General features: G+C 38.0%; 15 protein-coding genes and 1 other annotated feature. Of the genes, 3 read left to right on the top strand and 12 right to left on the bottom strand.

Annotation, left to right across the window (positions count from 1 at the left end; genetic code table 11):
- Window position 1: 1 nt before the first annotated feature.
- The 8 genes from KQI66_RS05210 to KQI66_RS05175 form a co-directional block, all read right to left on the bottom strand.
- Window positions 2-703 (bottom strand): RloB family protein, encoded by a 702-nt coding sequence (locus KQI66_RS05210; RefSeq protein ID WP_216427621.1) that lies wholly within the window; start codon window positions 701-703, stop codon window positions 2-4.
- On the bottom strand, window positions 696-1,937 hold the full coding sequence (locus KQI66_RS05205) for an AAA family ATPase (protein ID WP_253287680.1): 1,242 nt from the start codon (window positions 1,935-1,937) through the stop codon (window positions 696-698). The genes KQI66_RS05210 and KQI66_RS05205 overlap by 8 nt, the downstream gene beginning before the upstream one ends.
- Before the next feature lie 283 nt (window positions 1,938-2,220).
- The gene (locus KQI66_RS05200) at window positions 2,221-3,075 is read right to left on the bottom strand and encodes a DegV family protein (RefSeq protein ID WP_216427620.1); all 855 of its coding nucleotides are present in this window, start codon (window positions 3,073-3,075) and stop codon (window positions 2,221-2,223) included.
- Between the two features lie 115 nt (window positions 3,076-3,190).
- Complete coding sequence (gene leuB / locus KQI66_RS05195) at window positions 3,191-4,270, bottom strand: 3-isopropylmalate dehydrogenase (RefSeq protein ID WP_216427619.1); 1,080 nt, start codon at window positions 4,268-4,270, stop codon at window positions 3,191-3,193.
- Between the two features lie 78 nt (window positions 4,271-4,348).
- Complete coding sequence (gene leuD, locus KQI66_RS05190) at window positions 4,349-4,846, bottom strand: 3-isopropylmalate dehydratase small subunit (protein ID WP_216427618.1); 498 nt, start codon at window positions 4,844-4,846, stop codon at window positions 4,349-4,351.
- 1 nt (window position 4,847) lies between these two features.
- Entirely contained in the window at window positions 4,848-6,122 is a 1,275-nt protein-coding gene (leuC, locus tag KQI66_RS05185; RefSeq protein WP_216427617.1) for a 3-isopropylmalate dehydratase large subunit, read from the bottom strand.
- Window positions 6,123-6,124: 2 nt separating this feature from the next.
- Complete coding sequence (gene leuA, locus KQI66_RS05180; RefSeq protein WP_330655031.1) at window positions 6,125-7,795, bottom strand: 2-isopropylmalate synthase; 1,671 nt, start codon at window positions 7,793-7,795, stop codon at window positions 6,125-6,127.
- 98 nt (window positions 7,796-7,893) lie between these two features.
- Window positions 7,894-8,149 (bottom strand) — a binding site (T-box leader).
- An 89-nt stretch (window positions 8,150-8,238) separates the two neighbouring features.
- Window positions 8,239-8,403, bottom strand: a complete 165-nt coding sequence (locus KQI66_RS05175) for a hypothetical protein (protein WP_216427616.1) — start codon at window positions 8,401-8,403, stop codon at window positions 8,239-8,241.
- 91 nt (window positions 8,404-8,494) lie between these two features.
- On the opposite strand from KQI66_RS05175, the gene KQI66_RS05170 reads away from it, so the two are divergent.
- Window positions 8,495-9,388 carry an HAD family hydrolase gene (locus KQI66_RS05170; protein WP_216427615.1) on the top strand — a complete coding sequence of 298 codons (894 nt, stop codon included), beginning with the start codon at window positions 8,495-8,497 and terminating at the stop codon, window positions 9,386-9,388.
- Window positions 9,389-9,570: 182 nt separating this feature from the next.
- Here KQI66_RS05170 and KQI66_RS05165 read toward each other — a convergent pair whose 3' ends face one another.
- The 4 genes from KQI66_RS05165 to KQI66_RS05150 form a co-directional block, all read right to left on the bottom strand.
- On the bottom strand, window positions 9,571-9,915 hold the full coding sequence (locus tag KQI66_RS05165) for a phenylalanine--tRNA ligase beta subunit-related protein (RefSeq protein WP_216427614.1): 345 nt from the start codon (window positions 9,913-9,915) through the stop codon (window positions 9,571-9,573).
- 223 nt (window positions 9,916-10,138) lie between these two features.
- On the bottom strand, window positions 10,139-12,217 hold the full coding sequence (locus KQI66_RS05160; protein WP_216427613.1) for a heavy metal translocating P-type ATPase: 2,079 nt from the start codon (window positions 12,215-12,217) through the stop codon (window positions 10,139-10,141).
- Window positions 12,218-12,296: 79 nt separating this feature from the next.
- The gene (locus KQI66_RS05155) at window positions 12,297-12,596 is read right to left on the bottom strand and encodes a DUF6110 family protein (RefSeq protein ID WP_216427612.1); all 300 of its coding nucleotides are present in this window, start codon (window positions 12,594-12,596) and stop codon (window positions 12,297-12,299) included.
- A gap of 282 nt (window positions 12,597-12,878) precedes the next feature.
- On the bottom strand, window positions 12,879-13,802 hold the full coding sequence (locus KQI66_RS05150) for a helix-turn-helix transcriptional regulator (RefSeq protein WP_216427611.1): 924 nt from the start codon (window positions 13,800-13,802) through the stop codon (window positions 12,879-12,881).
- 648 nt (window positions 13,803-14,450) lie between these two features.
- Between KQI66_RS05150 and KQI66_RS05145 the strand changes: the two genes are divergently transcribed.
- Entirely contained in the window at window positions 14,451-15,917 is a 1,467-nt protein-coding gene (locus tag KQI66_RS05145) for a GDSL-type esterase/lipase family protein (RefSeq protein WP_216427610.1), read from the top strand.
- A gap of 3 nt (window positions 15,918-15,920) precedes the next feature.
- Window positions 15,921-16,409 (top strand): DUF4358 domain-containing protein, encoded by a 489-nt coding sequence (locus tag KQI66_RS05140; protein ID WP_216427609.1) that lies wholly within the window; start codon window positions 15,921-15,923, stop codon window positions 16,407-16,409.
- The last annotated feature ends 51 nt before the right edge of the window (window positions 16,410-16,460 follow it).

Raw genomic sequence — 16,460 nt, 5'->3', positions numbered from 1 at the left:
TTTATCTTATAAACTTGATCTTTATCTTCTCCGGCAAATACTTCGCCAGTTCTTCCGCCAACTCATAAACTTTCGTTCCCGGTGCTATCTCCGTCGGTGTTTTTCCGCTGCCATTTTTAATAATGCTCTTTGCATATCGAATTGCTAATCTTGGATTACCATTTTCAAATAAAATATCAAAAATATTTTTCATATTCTTCTCATATTTTCCGATACCTAACTTTTGAAATTTATCATTCAAAAATTTTACATACTCAGACCTATGGTTATTAGAAGTGTAATTGGCAAAATGCAATATAAACCAAATCTCAATACATTCGTTACTCCAAGCAGCATGATACTGAATATCAGGATTTTGCTGATTTAGTTGCTCCGCACGCAATGCAACTCCATTGAAATCACTCGCTGGAAAACTGTCTTTATCGTATACACACCAAATCTGTCCTCTTTCCAACTTATTCTTTCTTACATATTCTTCTGCTTTGCCAATAACTCGCATTGTTTCCGCCTGACATGGCTCTATTTCTATCAAAACCATATCACGATAAATAGGATTATCTTCTATATACTGTTTAAATCCCTGAAAATAAAATGGTTCTGTTGCCTGACCTTCACAAAAAATATAATAGCGAAATTCTTTTTTCTCCAAATATTCTTGACGGCGTTTTTTCTTCCAATTATTCTTTTCAGACCTTTTAGCCATTTACCTTCCCCCAATCTATGATTTTCTTGAGGTAAGGATCTGCTCCATACTTTCCTTCCAGATACTGCTTATCAAACTTAGCATCTTTACGAACAGATTCTCCGTTTTCATTTTTAAATTCTACAAGAGAATATAATTTTGAGTTCTGACGATTTCCTTTTGCTACAAACCATATTTCATCTCTGCGGAAAACATCATTGTTCATAGTTGATAAATCATGTGATGTAAAAATCAACTGTGCACCTTTTTTGTTTTTTTCCATATTGCTGAAAGTCATTATAAGATACTTAAGCAATACCGGATGTATTTTTGCATCCAATTCATCAATTACCAAGGTTGTACCATGCAATAAACTTTCTGCAATAAATGGTAAGAGCCCAAATATTTTCTTAGTCCCACTGGATTCGTCAAACAAATTTAATTCTGCTTCATACTCATTTACCACATGCTTTGTAAATATCTCAAGACGTTCATTTTCTTTTTCTTCTACACGAAAATCAACAATATCCAAATCCATCTCTTGAATCATCTGAAGCATAAGTGTCTTTACTGCTTCAGAGTCCGAAACAGCCATTCCCAATTCCTGTATAGGATTTCCGTAATTCAAAAAATCAATTTTTTCATCAAACCAATCTATTACATCCCGAACCACTTCATTTTTTCTATAGGTAATTCCAAGATATGATAACAAAGGTAATGTATCAGATAATTCATCACTTGTTTTCAAACGTGCAAACCCACCCTTCAAAAGAATAGCATCTCTATCACGCTCAAAAAGTGCTGATTTACGTCCTGTTTCCAATTTGATGCGATCCAATTTTTCATATTCAATCACATCTTTTTTTACAACCAACTCATATCTGTACTCAGCTAATGCCGTTCTGAAAAATAATTCAAACTCTGTCGGCTCATTTACTGTTTCTTTATCGAACGCAAAAGGTTCTATTACCAACTTTTTCATCCTAATTGCTATTTCTTCATTGTTGCTTGTAGCATATAGTGGCCTTAATACCTTTGTAACCAAACTATGCAACGCCTCAAGTACATTCGATTTTCCTCCACCATTTGGGCCATATACAGCAGATACCGGCAAATATAATTCTCCGTCTGTATCTTTTATAATTCTATCTTCATGTTCGGAAATGGCGGCAGCCTGCATATCAAATGTTACTTCATCCCGTATACTCTTAAAATTCCTTACTGTAAATTGACATAACATTTCTTTTACCTCCATTTATATAATCTTCTTTCTTTTATTATATCCTTATTTTTCATTTTTACAATATATATTTGAGATAAAATCTCATATTTTACGTCAAAAATCCTCTCTGTAAATTTACTTGATTTCTATCACACTTAATTTATCCATATTCTGCAAAGTACATAAAAAAAGCAGACAAACGAGTATTTTTCATTTATCTGCTTTTTTCATATATTTTTATTAAGATTTTTAGTCCCCAAATAAAACGTCCATTTCCATTACATCCGTATGAACAGATGTAGCAATAAAGACATTTTTATTCTGCCATTCCGACTACGCCGAATGCGCCGGGGCCTCCGTGACAAGTAATTACACAGCCTGTCTTTACCCATTCTATTTCCTTAAAGCCACAGTCAACAGCCGCATCATATGCCGCTTTTTTAACCGCATCGGTTGTGCCGATTGCCCATATGAGCCAAAGCTTATCTCTGTTCAGCTTATTTTCTTCGGCATAATCATATACAAGCTGAGGAGCTATTTTAGATAAATTTCCTCTATGCTTTTTTGTTGCAATAAGCTTTCCGTCAAGTATTTCTATTCTCGGATGTATCTTTAAAAGTCTTCCGCTTATGAAAACAACATTGCTTACTCTTCCGCCTGCCTTTAAATATTCAAGATCATTCGGAACAAAACACATTCTTGTTTTTTTACACACTTTTTCGGCATAAGCCAATGCTTCGTCTACTGTAATATCCTGATTTTTTTCGAGCATTTCTGCAACGGTTGTAACAACAGCATACTGACCGACCGAAACATGCTTTGTGTCAAGCATAGTTATATAATCTCTGCCTTCTGCCGCAATATTCGCACTTGCATATGAAACAGTTGTTGATGCGGAATAAGCCAGATATAAAATATGTTTGTCCGGATATTTTTCATGGATTCGATCGAATACCTTATTAAAATCCTCCGGTGAACTTCCGCTTGTTTTAGGAAGCTTACCTGTTGTATCGTAATATTCGCATATTTCGTCAACCGGAAATGTTCCGTCCGCACGAACCTTATCTCCCATTGATACGTGCATAGGCACAATCTCTATTCCGTATTTTTCCGCAACCTCCGGCGTTATATCCGAACCGCTTTCTGCAACAATAACTATGTTTTTATTCATTCAGTATACCTCTCTCATATAAACTTATATCATTTATATTAAGTATACCATAACAGCACCGCAAATTAAACACTTTTGCGAAAATGTAACATTAAATTTGCATTTTACAACATTTTTACTTAATTTTTTCAGATATTATTCTTCCCATTTCCTTTGTTCCTACCTTTGTTGTGCCTTCACTGTAAATATCCGGTGTTCTATAACCTGCGTCAAGCACTTCTGTTACAGCAGCCTCGATAGCGTCTGCCTCTGCATTAAGTCCGAATGAATATCTAAGCATCATTCCGGCAGAAAGTATAGTTGCAATGGGATTTGCAATATCCATTCCCGCAATATCGGGAGCAGAACCATGTATAGGCTCATACATACCAAATGCACCATCCGAAAGGCTTGCCGAAGGAAGCATGCCGATTGAGCCTGTTATCTGGCTTGCCTCATCGGAAATAATATCTCCGAATATATTTGATGTAACAATTACATCAAAATGCTTAGGATTTCTTACAAGCTGCATTGCCGCATTATCAACATACATATGGTCAAGCTCTACTTCGGGATAATCCTTAGCAACCTCTATAACAGCTTTTCTCCAGAGCTTACTGCTTTCAAGAACATTGGATTTATCAATGCTTGTTACTCTCTTATTTCTCTTCATTGCCGCCTCGAAGGCCGTTTTGGCAATTCTTTTTACCTCAAATTCGCTGTATGCCTCAACATCATAAGCCTCTTCGCCGTATTTGCCTTCTCTGTGACCTCTTTCTCCAAAATAAATTCCTCCTGTAAGCTCTCTTACAACAAGAATATCAAGGCTGTCACCGATTATTTCCGGCTTAATCGGGCTTGCTGAGCTGAGTGCCTTATGTATAATAGCCGGTCTGAGATTTGCATAAAGACCAAGCTCTTTTCTGAGTCTGAGCAATGCTCCGGCTTCGGGACGCATATTTGAAGGAAGGTTATCCCATTTAGGACCGCCTACCGCGCCGAGCAAAATCGAATCGCAGTTTTTGCAGGCCTCAAGTGTATCATCGGGAAGAGGCACTCCACAAGCATCCAGTGCCGCTCCGCCGACAAGCTTTTCATTAAAATTAAATTTATGATTATATTTCTTTCCTACTGCCTCAAGAACATTCATCGCCTCCGCAACTATATCCGGGCCTATTCCATCGCCTTTAAGTACCGTAATATTATAATTTCCCATGTCAGTTCCTCCAATCTTATTTACTATTTTATTTTATCACTTGTCCTGTTTTTTCCTCCGGCAAGTTTTATTTAGTATTTATTCACTTATTTTACTGCTTGTATAGCTAACGAGGCCGCCGGCAGCCATTATCTTCTGCATAAATTCAGGGAACGGCTCTGCCTTATAGCTTTTTCCTGTTGTGACATTTGTTATAACGCCTGTGTTGAAATCAACCGAAACCTCATCTCCGGCCTTAATGTCCCTTGCGGCTTCGTCACATTCAAGAATAGGAAGTCCGATATTGATTGCATTTCTGTAAAATATTCTTGCAAAGGTTGATGCAATTACACAGGATACACCGGCACACTTGATTGCAAGCGGAGCATGCTCTCTTGATGAGCCACAGCCGAAATTTTTCTCTGCAACAATTATATCACCTTTATGTACATTATTAACGAAATCCTTATCTATATCTATCATACAGTACTTTGCAAGCTCTTCACCGCTTGATACGTTGAGGTATCTTGCGGGAATAATTACGTCTGTATCTACATTATCACCATATTTAAAAACTTTTCCTTTTGCGTTTTCCATATCAGTTCTTACCTCCTGCTATTTCTTCGGGATCAACAATATATCCGGCTATGGCCGATGCTGCCGCAACTGCCGGGCTTGCAAGATAAACTTCACTTTCGGTATGTCCCATTCTGCCTACAAAGTTTCTGTTTGTTGTTGAAACACATTTTTCACCTGCCGCAAGTATGCCCATATATCCGCCAAGGCAAGGTCCGCAGGTAGGTGTGCTGAATACAGCTCCGGCCTCAATAAATATTTCTGTATATCCGCGTTTAACGCATTCAAGATATATTTTCTGTGTTGCCGGAATAATTATTGTTCTTACTTTAGGATTTACCTTCTTACCTTTAAGTATTTCGGCCGCAATCTGCATATCCTCAATTCTGCCGTTTGTACATGAACCGATAACTGCCTGGTCAATTTCCACCTTAGGCATATTGTCAACTGTCTTTGTATTTTCGGGAAGATGAGGGAATGCAACCGTAGGTCTTAATTTACTGAGGTCGATTGTATAAACCTCATCATATTCCGCATCATCATCTGCTGTATAAACAACAGGCTCTTTAACCGAATGCTCCTTAACATATTCCATAGTTTTTTCATCAACAGGGAATATGCCGTTCTTTGCTCCGGCCTCAATAGCCATATTAGCCATTGAAAATCTGTCGTCCATTGAAAGATACTGAATACCGTCACCGACAAACTCCATCGAACGGTATAATGCACCGTCAACACCGATCATGCCAATAATATGAAGTATAATATCCTTTCCGCTTATCCATTTTGCAGGCTTGCCGGTAAGTACAAACTTAATAGCACTGGGAACCTTGAACCATGCCTCTCCTGTTGCCATTCCGATTGCCATATCTGTACTTCCTACACCTGTTGAAAATGCACCTAACGCACCGTATGTACATGTATGTGAATCGGCTCCGATTATAACCTGTCCGGGAACAACAATTCCTTTTTCGGGAAGAAGTGCATGTTCAATGCCCATCTGACCAACATCAAAGAAATTATTTACTCCCATATCCCATGCAAAGGTACGACAGGCCTTGCACTGTTCAGCCGCTTTAATATCCTTATTTGGTGTGAAGTGGTCAAGTACAATTACTACCTTATCCTTATCAAATACTTTCTTTGCTCCTGTTTTCTTAAATTCCTTAAGCGCAACGGCTGTTGTAATGTCGTTGCCCATAACAATATCAAGCTTTGCTTCAATAAGCTGTCCTGCCTTTACGCTGTCCAGTCCTGCATGTGCCGCAAGAATTTTTTGTGTCATTGTCATTCCCATTTTTATTCCGCCTCCGTTGTAATCATTTTATTTACTGTGCTGACAACTGCTCTGAGTGATGATTTTGTAATATTGCTTGAAGTTCCTGCTCCGTAAAATCTACCGCCCTTGCCGTTTGAAATCTGTATATATGAAATAGCTCTTGCTTTTGTACCGTATTCCATTGAATGTTCACGATAATCCACAATTTCCATGTTGACATTGAACTTCTTTTCAAGTGCATGGCAGAAAGCATCAATAACACCGTTACCAACGCCTCTTACGGTTATTTCTACACCATAATATTTGATAACTGCCTCAACCTCTGCATAATCCTTTCTGTCACCGGCTATTTCATTGTATTTAACAAGTTGTACCGGTTCTTTTATGTCCACATACTTATCCATAAAGGCATCGTAAATTTCCTGAGGAGTAAGGTCCTTGTGTTTTCTGTCACTTATGCCGGTTGTTGTTGTGCTGAAATCCTGCTGAAATGCTTTGGGAAGGAATAATCCGAAGTTCTGTTCAAGTATGAATGCAACTCCGCCCTTACCGCTCTGGCTGTTTATTCTTACGATAGGGTCATAGCTTCTTCCAACGTCCTTAGGATCGATAGGAAGATAAGGAACCTCCCATCTATCGGGGTGCTCTTTCATTCTTTCCATACCTTTTCTTATTGCGTCCTGATGTGAACCGGAGAATGCTGTATAAACAAGTGCTCCTACATAAGGATGTCTTGGATGAACCGCCATTCTTGTTGATTTTTCGTATATCTCGACAGCTTCATCTATATTGCTGAAATCAAGCTCAGGATCAATTCCCTGTGAAAACATATTCATTGCAACATTCATAATATCTGTATTTCCTGTTCTTTCTCCGTTGCCGAAAAGTGTTCCTTCCACTCTGTCCGCACCTGCCATCAATGCAAGTTCTGTTGCTGCAACTGCTGTTCCTCTATCGTTATGAGCGTGAAGGCTAATAATAACATTTTCTCTGTATTTAATATTTTCACAGCAGTATTCAATCTGGTCTGCATATACATTCGGTGTTGCCATTTCGACCGTTGACGGAAGGTTGATTATAACCTTCTTTTCCTTAGTCGGCTTCCATACGTCAAGCACTGCATTGCATATCTCAACAGCATATTCCATTTCCGTTCCTGTAAAGCTTTCCGGTGAATACTGGAACATAAAATCAGTTTCGGGAATTTTTGTAGCCTCTTCAATCATAAGCTTAGCTCCGTCAACGGCAAGCTGTGTTGTCTGTTCCATGCTGTTTCCGAAAACAACATCTCTCTGAAGTGTCGATGTTGAATTATAGAGGTGTACGATTGCTCTCTTTGCTCCCTTAAGTGCCTCAAATGTTCTCTTGATTATGTGCGGTCTGCTCTGTGTAAGCACCTGTACAGTTACATCATCGGGAATAAGGTTATCATCAATAAGTCTTCTTGCAAATTCAAACTCTGTATCGCTTGCTGCCGGAAAACCGATTTCTATTTCTTTAAAACCAGTTTTAACCAGAAAGTTAAAAAATTCAAGCTTTTCGTCTATGTTCATAGGTATTTCAAGCGACTGATTGCCGTCCCTAAGGTCAACACTGCACCAGATAGGTGCTTTTTTAATAACATTGTTCGGCCATTTTCTGTTTGGCATGTTCATAGGGGGATAAGGTCTGTACTTAGTGTAGTTCATCATAATTTTTTTGCTCCTTTGCAATATAAATTTATTTTGAACTTCTCTTACAACAAAAATTACCACAGTCGAAAAGCAAATAAAAAAGCCTTCCGTCTCTGTTAAGAGACGAAAGGCTGAACTTCCGTGGTACCACTCTAATTTATTCCATAGGAATACTCTCATATAGGTACGGGCTAAACAACTGCCGATACCCTGTCATTATAACGGTTGACTCTCCGATTCCACCTATATACAAAAAGCATTTTCAGCGAATCACTCCAAGGCGAGTTCAGTTCTCTTCCGTTACAGGCTCGCACCAACCGCCTGCTCTCTGAAAACTTCCGACAACCTACTATTCCTCTTCATAGTGTTGTAAAAGTTATTCAATTCATTAATATGCTAATTACGTTAACACAAAACAAAATCTTTGTCAACAGCTTTTTTTAGCATTTTTGCAACAGACATTATGTACCGGAATGAATATCATTGTTGCTTTCGGCATATTTACTGTTAAAATCCTCTTTAAAACGCCTTTTAATATCCTTCACTATTATGTCAGCAATGACCTTCGGAAGTATGTCCGAAATACGTTCGGAAAAGTCCGACTGCTCCACAAAATGTATATCCAACTTCTATTCTCCAATATGTTTTTATTAATTATATTATTTACAATATTATTTATGATATAATTATAATAAAAAGAACGGCGGTGAATGCCTTATGGCTGAATACGAAAGAAAAACCAAAGACAGCAAGCCCGTACTTGCAATATGCTACGATTTTGACAGAACACTGTCACCGGACGATATGCAGGCACAAGGCTATATACAGGACGTCGGCTATGATGTGGATAAGTTCTGGACAGAATCCAACCAGTTTGCAAAGGCCCACAACATGGACAGAAATCTTGCATATATGTATAAAATGGTTGAAGCTGCCAAAAACAACTTTGTGCTCTCCAGAGAAGCTCTTGCCAACTATGGCTCAAAGGTTAAACTGTTTAACGGCGTTGAGGACTGGTTTTCGAGAGTAAAGCAATACGGCGAAGAAAAAGGAATAACAGTCGAGCATTACATAATATCGTCAGGCCTTAAAGAAATGATAGAAGGCACATTAATGGCAAGAACCGGACAATTTGAAAAAATATATGCCAGCTCATTTTATTTTGACGAAGGCGGAAAAGTCAAATGGCCATCACAGGTAATAAATTATACAACTAAGACACAATTTCTTTTCAGAATACAAAAAGGCTTTCTTGATATAAACGATCCCGATGTAAATAAATACATAAAGCCGGAGGATATACGCATACCGTTCAGAAATATTGTATACATAGGCGACAGCGATACAGACATTCCATGTATGCGTCTTGTCAACATGAATGGCGGCCATTCAATAGGCGTTTATAATCCCGAAACAAAGGAAAAAGAAAAGGTCTACAAAATGATAGACACCAATCGCATAAGATATTTTGCACCTGCTGATTACAGCAAAGACAGTGAGCTTGACATCCTTATAAAAGAAATAATCAACAAAACGGCATCCTACGAAATACTTGAAAAACGCTTTATAAACAATCACTCCGAGGCAAACAGTTTTATTAAGCCTTGTTAAACAGTCCGGATTTCCAATCATTCCGCATTTGAATATTTTTCGAATGCGGTTTTTCTTTTTTCTAAAAGTTCATTCAAAGCAATATGTCACTCCAAGAATATATTTTGTTTTCTCCGTTACCATTGCTCTTGTCGAATCAGACATTAGCGAACCTAAAATACTGTCATCATAGGCAAGAACAATCATATTTTCATATATATAAAATACTTGCCTATTCCGTTATAACCTTCGCCGTTTCCTGCCTTACGGAAAATTATATCTCCATGGATATTTTCGAGGTAATATGAGCAAACCGAAAGTCCGCTTTCAACAGATATGAGATTATTCACATCAACAAATGAACTTATATGATAAAGCTCGTCATTTCCACAAACTCTTCTTAGCAACGCCTCCGAAGATACTCTATAACGTCCGAGATTTCTTCCGAAAGCCTTGTATGCCGCACGACTTCCCTTTACTCCTGGAATCTCACTCCATTCTTTGCCTTCTATATTTTTACGTGCATCCGGAAGCAATTCCTCATTCATATAAATCCAAAAGCTGTCGTCCGACGGCTTTACTCGGCCTTGAATTTAAGACAGCCCGGCCTTATTTCCGAATAAGTATCATAAAGTTCTTTATAAATTTTTACACAATCCACTAAACAACCTACTTAACCAACTTAATCTTAATACTGCCGATATTATCTCTAAATGTCAAAAAGGCTTATCCACATACTGCGAATAAGCCTTTTGATATATAAGCTATATTTTATCCAACAAGATTTGTCATACTCTTTACACTTATTCCAAGAGTAGAAACATTATGTAAAAGAGCCGATGTTGCCGGAGGAAGAATTCCCGCTACACCAAGAGCAATGAGCATTGAGTTAAATCCTATAACAAAACGATAGTTTGAATTAATTCTCTTCTGAAGTCCGTTTGCAATCATTTTAAGCATAACAAGTTCAAAGAGATTATCCGCACCGACTGTTATATCGGCAATTTCTCTTGCTATTGCCGCACCGTCGCTGATGGCTATTCCGACATCGGCAGCAGAAAGTGCCGGTGAATCGTTGATACCGTCACCAATCATAATTACTGTTCTGCCTTCTGCCTTTTCGCTTTCTACAAAGTTTGCCTTGTCCTCGGGAAGAACTTCGGCATAATACATATCAACACCTACCTGCTTAGCTATTGCCGCAGCGGTACGTTCATTATCGCCTGTCATCATAACAGTTTTCTTTATACCGAGCTTTTTAAGGCTTGTAAGCACAGCCGCAGCCTCTTCTCTCAGAGGATCGGATATGCAGACAACTCCGGCAAGAACGCCGCCGATTGCAAGATAAAGGTGTGAATATTGTTCGGGAAGATTTTCGAATTTATACTCTTCACCTTCGGGAACAGTTGCATGTTCATCTTCAAATACAAAATGCCTGCTTCCTATAATAGTCTTTTTACCTTCAATTATACTTGAAATACCGTGTGCAACAACGTATTCAACCTGTGAGTGCATTTCCTCATGGTTAATATGTTCTTTTGCGGCCTCTTTAACAACGGCATTTGCCATTGAATGAGGATAATGCTCTTCAAGACATGCCGCAACCTTAAGAACTTCATCTCTGTCCATACCGCCGAAAGGAATAACCTCTGCAACGGTAGGTGAAGCATATGTAAGAGTACCTGTCTTGTCAAATACTATTGTATCTGCTTTTGCAACGGCCTCAAGATATTTTCCGCCTTTGACCGTAATCTTATATGTACCGCATTCACGCATTGCCGATAATACAGCAAGAGGCATTGAAAGCTTAAGCGCACATGAGAAGTCAACCATAAGTATTGAAAGTGCCTTTGTTGCATTTCTTGTTATAAGATATGTAAGTGCTGTTCCGCCGAGGCTGTAAGGCACAAGCTTATCGGCAAGATTAATTGCACGGCTTTCAGTTGCCGATTTAAGCTTTTCGGAATTTTCAATCATAGAAACGATGTTATCATATCTGCTTGAGCCCTGCTGGCTTTCAACACATATTACACATTCGCCTTCCTCTACAACAGTACCGGCATATACATATGCACCGTTTGATTTCATAACTGCGATTGATTCGCCCGTAAGAGATGCCTGGTTTACAGATGCTTCTCCTTCAACAACCTTACCGTCAAGAGGAATAAGGTTGCCTGTATGTACAACAATAAGGTCGCCGGGACGTACCTGAGTAACAGGTACAAGTACCTCTGTATCGTCCTTTTTCATCCATACTCTGTCAACATTGAGTGACATACATCTTGCGAGGTCATCTATCGATTTCTTTCTTGTCCATTCTTCAAGAAGCTCGCCTATTCCGAGAAGGAACATAACCGAACCGGCAGTCGAGAAATCCAATCTTGCTATTGACACACCGATTGATACGGCATCAAGCACCTCAACCTCAAGCTTTTTATTAAACAGACATTTAATGCCCTTCCATATGTATTTAACCGATTTAACAGCAGTATATGCAGCTATAATTGGTGCAGGAAGGAATATACTTCTTGCTGCTTTGAACAAAATCATATTTACGAGCTTGTCCTGATACATTCTGTTGAGCTCTCGTCCTGTGTTTTCCGGAACTTGTTTAATAAGCTCTTCGTCCTGTCCGTTATAGTTTTTCAGAGCAGCCAGAACCGCATTTCTGTCGTCATTATATAAAACCACAATATCGCATGTTCTTTCATATACTGTTGCCTGATGTACATTCTCTATACCGTTAAGATAATATGAAAGTACATCGGCTTCTTTTATTGTCATTCTTTTTTTATTATTGATATGAAGCCTTATTCTTCCCTTACTCTCATGGAGAATTGTGCATTTCATTGGTAATCAGTCCTTCTTTCTGAAAAAAAGAGCCGCCCACCCTGAGGTACACGACTCTTATATTATTCTGTTTTTTAAATTACTTTTCTTCTTCAGCTGTTTCTTCTGTTTCAGCTTCAGCTTCTTCTGTTTCTTCGTCGTCGATTACCTCATCAACATATTTTGTTTCGTTAATATCCTTAGCCTGAGCAAGAATATCGCCTGCATTTTCCTGAACCTTTGTTACAACGCTCATAACACATTCTTTGGCACGAAGAACAGCAGCAGTTGTATGTGCATATACGTTCTTTGCATCTTTGCTTGTAAGTATTTTAATTCCGGCAGTTCCCATAAGAATACCGCTGATAAAGATAGTAGGTTTTTTCCAGTTTTTAATCATAGTTTTTTCCTCCTTAGCATAATTGTGTATATTGGTGATTCGCTGTTTTATGTCCATATTATTTTAAATTTATGTTTTATTGTTAAATCACCTTTAAATTGGTTTTAAAAATTTACACCCATATAATACACAATTTTTTTCCGTTTGACTATCCCCAAAAGTCAAAAAATATTTATTTTCGTTTTTTATTCTAATTTCGACATAAAAACTCTTGATTTTTATTAGTTTATGCTAACCTACTACTTTTTCGCTGAAATTCTATTGTATTTTTATACAAATTTATTAGCTTATGCTAACCGCAATTTTACGAACTCCGCTCGGAGATTGATTTTTGTACTTTTTGTACACTGCCGAAAATCTGCTCGGGCTTTCGTAACCGACCTTTGCGGCTATTTCGGACACACTCAGTTCCGTAGTTTTTAAAAGATATTCGGCTGTATTCATTCTGTATTCTCTCATATAGGAATCAACCGGTGCACCATATATATTTTTAAATATACTCTTGAGTGCCGTCTGTGAAATATAAAACTTTTTCGCAAGCTCTTCCAGCGTTATATGCCTGTCAAGATTATCTATAAGATACTTCTTTGCCTTTCTGACAATTTCAACCTGATCCTTATAGAAATACATCTTATCCGAAACAAACTCATTTCCACTGTATCCGTCAAGGAAAAGCAATAACTCAAGAACCTTAAGTCTGCAATATCCTTCAACAGCAGCTTCCCTTACATTATATAAATCATAGAATATATATCCGGAAGCTTCATGTGAACGGATAACCATACACTCTGTCTGGCACAGTCTTTCGGCAAGCTGTTTTACACTTATCGGATACCCGAATATTGAAGATGTAACATCATATACAGCCTTTTCCGCTGTACCTATCTCTATTTCAACCGATATTCCGTAATATCCGTCACCTTCGGGAACGCTTATATACCTTTTATAATCGGAATACATAAGCATTATATCTCCTGCTTCTATGCACACGCACTTTCCGTCGTTTCTTGTGTATTCAAGCCTGCCCTTCATGCAGTGATATATTTCAAAATATCCTCTTCCTTTGCTTTTAAATTTATAGGAATGATTTTTTTCAGCCTCATTTACAATTATTTCAGTACCCGGAAGGACGTTATAGCATAATTTATGTTCCAGCTGTCTGTTGAATACGTCCTTATTGTAATTATAAAGCTCATATCTTTCCATTGCACACATCCTGTTAAACGCACCTCCTGCCGAATTTAATCCAAATTTTGTTAGTTTTTACTAACTTAGTTAGTTCAATCTAACTTTAAATCAAAAAAAATAAAAACCGTCTATTAGCTTTACCTAACGAATTTTAGCATTACTTTATTGACTTGTCAATAAATCTTAAACAAATATTCTTTAAACAAATGGAAATAATTTTTAGCTTGTATACATAAATAATCTATGTAAATTTTTATTTTCAACTGCTATAATAAATTTGTCGGTTTATGCTGATTATATATTGATTATTCAAGCAATGCTGATATAATACGATTACGTAAATAATATTTACATAATTTATGACATCGTTTTACGATGTCATAAGTCGAAAACAGGTTTTCGACTTGTTTAAATTAGAGCATGAACGGTTCATTCCATCGGATTTTAAAAACCAAAAATCCTCGAAACTCTCCGTTCTCCTCGGCGAAAAGTGCGATTTCCGCCTGCGGATTCCACTCGGAAAACCCTTCGTTTTCCGAACCTTTCCGCTAAAAACTTAATTCCAAATATTTAGGAATAATTTACATAATTCTGTCGATTTTATTAATATTAAAAATTTTACTTTCTTTTATGGTATAGTATAAATAATAATGAGGTATTAACAACATGAATATACGGTCATACAGACGTTTTATTATAATTTCGGCCGCAATACTTGCCTTTACCGGCTGTTCTTCAAAAAAGGATTCCGGTGAAGATGCCGTAGCAGCGGTAATGTCCGAACTCGAAACAGCCGAAAGCTCTGCCGAAATTTGCAGCAGCTATACGGTAGCGGACAAAAAAATATCAATTCTGTTCAACGGCCTACCGGACAAAGACCTATTGCCACAGGTTATACAGATGCTTTCGGACGGAGGAATTTCAGCTTTATTCTTCACCGACAGCTCAGACACCGAAAAGCGTTCGGAAGATATTGCGGAAATAGTAAATTCCGGATTTGATATTGGCATTATGCTAAAAAGTATCGATGTCAAAAAAGCCGTTGAAGAAATATATAACGTAAAGCAGTCTTTTTCTTCACTGAATTACGAGCCTAAATACATAATGTCAGACGACGGAGAATATTCCGAGGAATTGCTTAAGGCCGCCGCATTGAGCGGTATAGACGGAGCCGTTTCTCCTGTGTGCACAATAAAGGCCGACGGTCTTTCATCTAAGGAAGATGCCGTAATGCTTCTGCACAGAACTACAAAAGGCTCTGTAATTTCCTTTGATATTGTCAACGAAAATAAGGACTCTGCCGCAGACAGCCTTATAAATACAGTCGGCTTTATGGCTGAGGCTCTTTCCGAAAAAGGCTTTTCTGCTGTTTCTGTTGCAGATTTAAAAGACAGCCAAAGCAGTACGGAAGTAATCAAAATTGATGAGAACGACAAACGCTTTGATATAAACAGCTATGAAAAGTATGTAACCGACAAGCCCTTCGGCATACAGGAAAGCGAAGCAAAGACAGAGGATTATTTCAACAATACCGTCTTTGTCGGCGATTCAATATCTGTAAAGCTGAGAATGTACGCTGAATATATGCGCAAAATAAACGGCTCGTTTATGGGCAACGCTCAGTTTCTTACAACACAGGGCTTGAGTGCCGGAAACGCCTTATGGGAGCTTACCGACGAATCAAAGCACCCATATTACAACGGCGAGCATATGCTCATACAGGACGCAATAGCAAAAATGGATGTTGACAAGGTTTACATAATGCTTGGAATAAACGATATTCCGTCATACAGCCTTGACCGCTATCTGGAAAACTATCAGACGTTAATATCATTAATAAAGGAACAGTCGCCTAATGTTGAAATATATATCCAGTCCATAACTCCCTGCATAGCAAGCAGAACAAAAATACCTACCAATAAGGAGATATTCACCTTTGACCTTGCTCTTGCAAAATTCTGTGAAGAAAACGGTTATAACTTTGTTGACGTCGCATATGCTATGAGAGATGAAAACGGAAATCTTCCGGACTCTTATTGCTATGACGCCGACACAATGGGACTGCATTTTACAAACGACGCATGCCAGAAATGGATAGACTTTTTACTTACACATACAAAACAGGAGGAATAAATCATGAAAAAAAGAATATTACTCGCAGGAATTATCACCTGCTTTACATTAATTGCAGCAGGCTGCTCTTCATCATCAAGCAATGAAACATCAGCAAAGGACGTTGATCTTAACGACGTATATACAAAAATAACCGAAACCGTAACTCTTCCCGGCGACATGAGCGAAATCTCCGAAAGTGAGCTTACCTCTCTTTACGGAATAGATATGGATGAGGTAAAGCAGTATGCCGGTTCCATAACAATGGTGAGCACATCAAGCGACGAAATCATTATGCTTGAAGCAACCGACAGCAATGCGGCGGCAGATTTAAAAGAAAAGGTAGATAACAGATACGAAGCAAAACTCAATGAAATGCGTGATTATCTTCCCGATGAATACGAAAAAATTAATGCCTGCAGTGTATATTCCGAAGGAAACTATGTTGCTATGTTTGTTTCCGATGATTCCGCTGCAATGACTGAAATTTTTAAAGAAGCAATAGGTAAATAACTTTTTAACCGAATAAATATCTGTTATAATAATATCCCGAACCGAGCCTTT

It is taken from the genome of Anaerotignum sp. MSJ-24, from assembly GCF_018918145.1.
GTDB lineage: Bacteria > Bacillota > Clostridia > Lachnospirales > Anaerotignaceae > Metalachnospira.
The sequence above is the reverse complement of the archived record's forward strand: the minus strand, read 5'-3'. Positions and strand labels throughout refer to the sequence as shown.

Excerpts from the sequence above, each read along its gene's own strand:
- KQI66_RS05210 (WP_216427621.1), bottom strand. The coding sequence starts at position 703 with ATGGCTAAAAGGTCTGAAAAGAATAATTGGAAGAAAAAACGCCGTCAA.
- KQI66_RS05205 (WP_253287680.1), bottom strand. The coding sequence starts at position 1,937 with ATGGAGGTAAAAGAAATGTTATGTCAATTTACAGTAAGGAATTTTAAG.
- KQI66_RS05200 (WP_216427620.1), bottom strand. The coding sequence starts at position 3,075 with ATGAATAAAAACATAGTTATTGTTGCAGAAAGCGGTTCGGATATAACG.
- leuB (WP_216427619.1), bottom strand. The coding sequence starts at position 4,270 with ATGGGAAATTATAATATTACGGTACTTAAAGGCGATGGAATAGGCCCG.
- leuD (WP_216427618.1), bottom strand. The coding sequence starts at position 4,846 with ATGGAAAACGCAAAAGGAAAAGTTTTTAAATATGGTGATAATGTAGAT.
- leuC (WP_216427617.1), bottom strand. The coding sequence starts at position 6,122 with ATGGGAATGACAATGACACAAAAAATTCTTGCGGCACATGCAGGACTG.
- leuA (WP_330655031.1), bottom strand. The coding sequence starts at position 7,795 with ATGATGAACTACACTAAGTACAGACCTTATCCCCCTATGAACATGCCA.
- KQI66_RS05170 (WP_216427615.1), top strand. The coding sequence starts at position 8,495 with ATGGCTGAATACGAAAGAAAAACCAAAGACAGCAAGCCCGTACTTGCA.
- KQI66_RS05165 (WP_216427614.1), bottom strand. The coding sequence starts at position 9,915 with ATGAATGAGGAATTGCTTCCGGATGCACGTAAAAATATAGAAGGCAAA.
- KQI66_RS05160 (WP_216427613.1), bottom strand. The coding sequence starts at position 12,217 with ATGAAATGCACAATTCTCCATGAGAGTAAGGGAAGAATAAGGCTTCAT.
- KQI66_RS05155 (WP_216427612.1), bottom strand. The coding sequence starts at position 12,596 with ATGATTAAAAACTGGAAAAAACCTACTATCTTTATCAGCGGTATTCTT.
- KQI66_RS05150 (WP_216427611.1), bottom strand. The coding sequence starts at position 13,802 with ATGGAAAGATATGAGCTTTATAATTACAATAAGGACGTATTCAACAGA.
- KQI66_RS05145 (WP_216427610.1), top strand. The coding sequence starts at position 14,451 with ATGAATATACGGTCATACAGACGTTTTATTATAATTTCGGCCGCAATA.
- KQI66_RS05140 (WP_216427609.1), top strand. The coding sequence starts at position 15,921 with ATGAAAAAAAGAATATTACTCGCAGGAATTATCACCTGCTTTACATTA.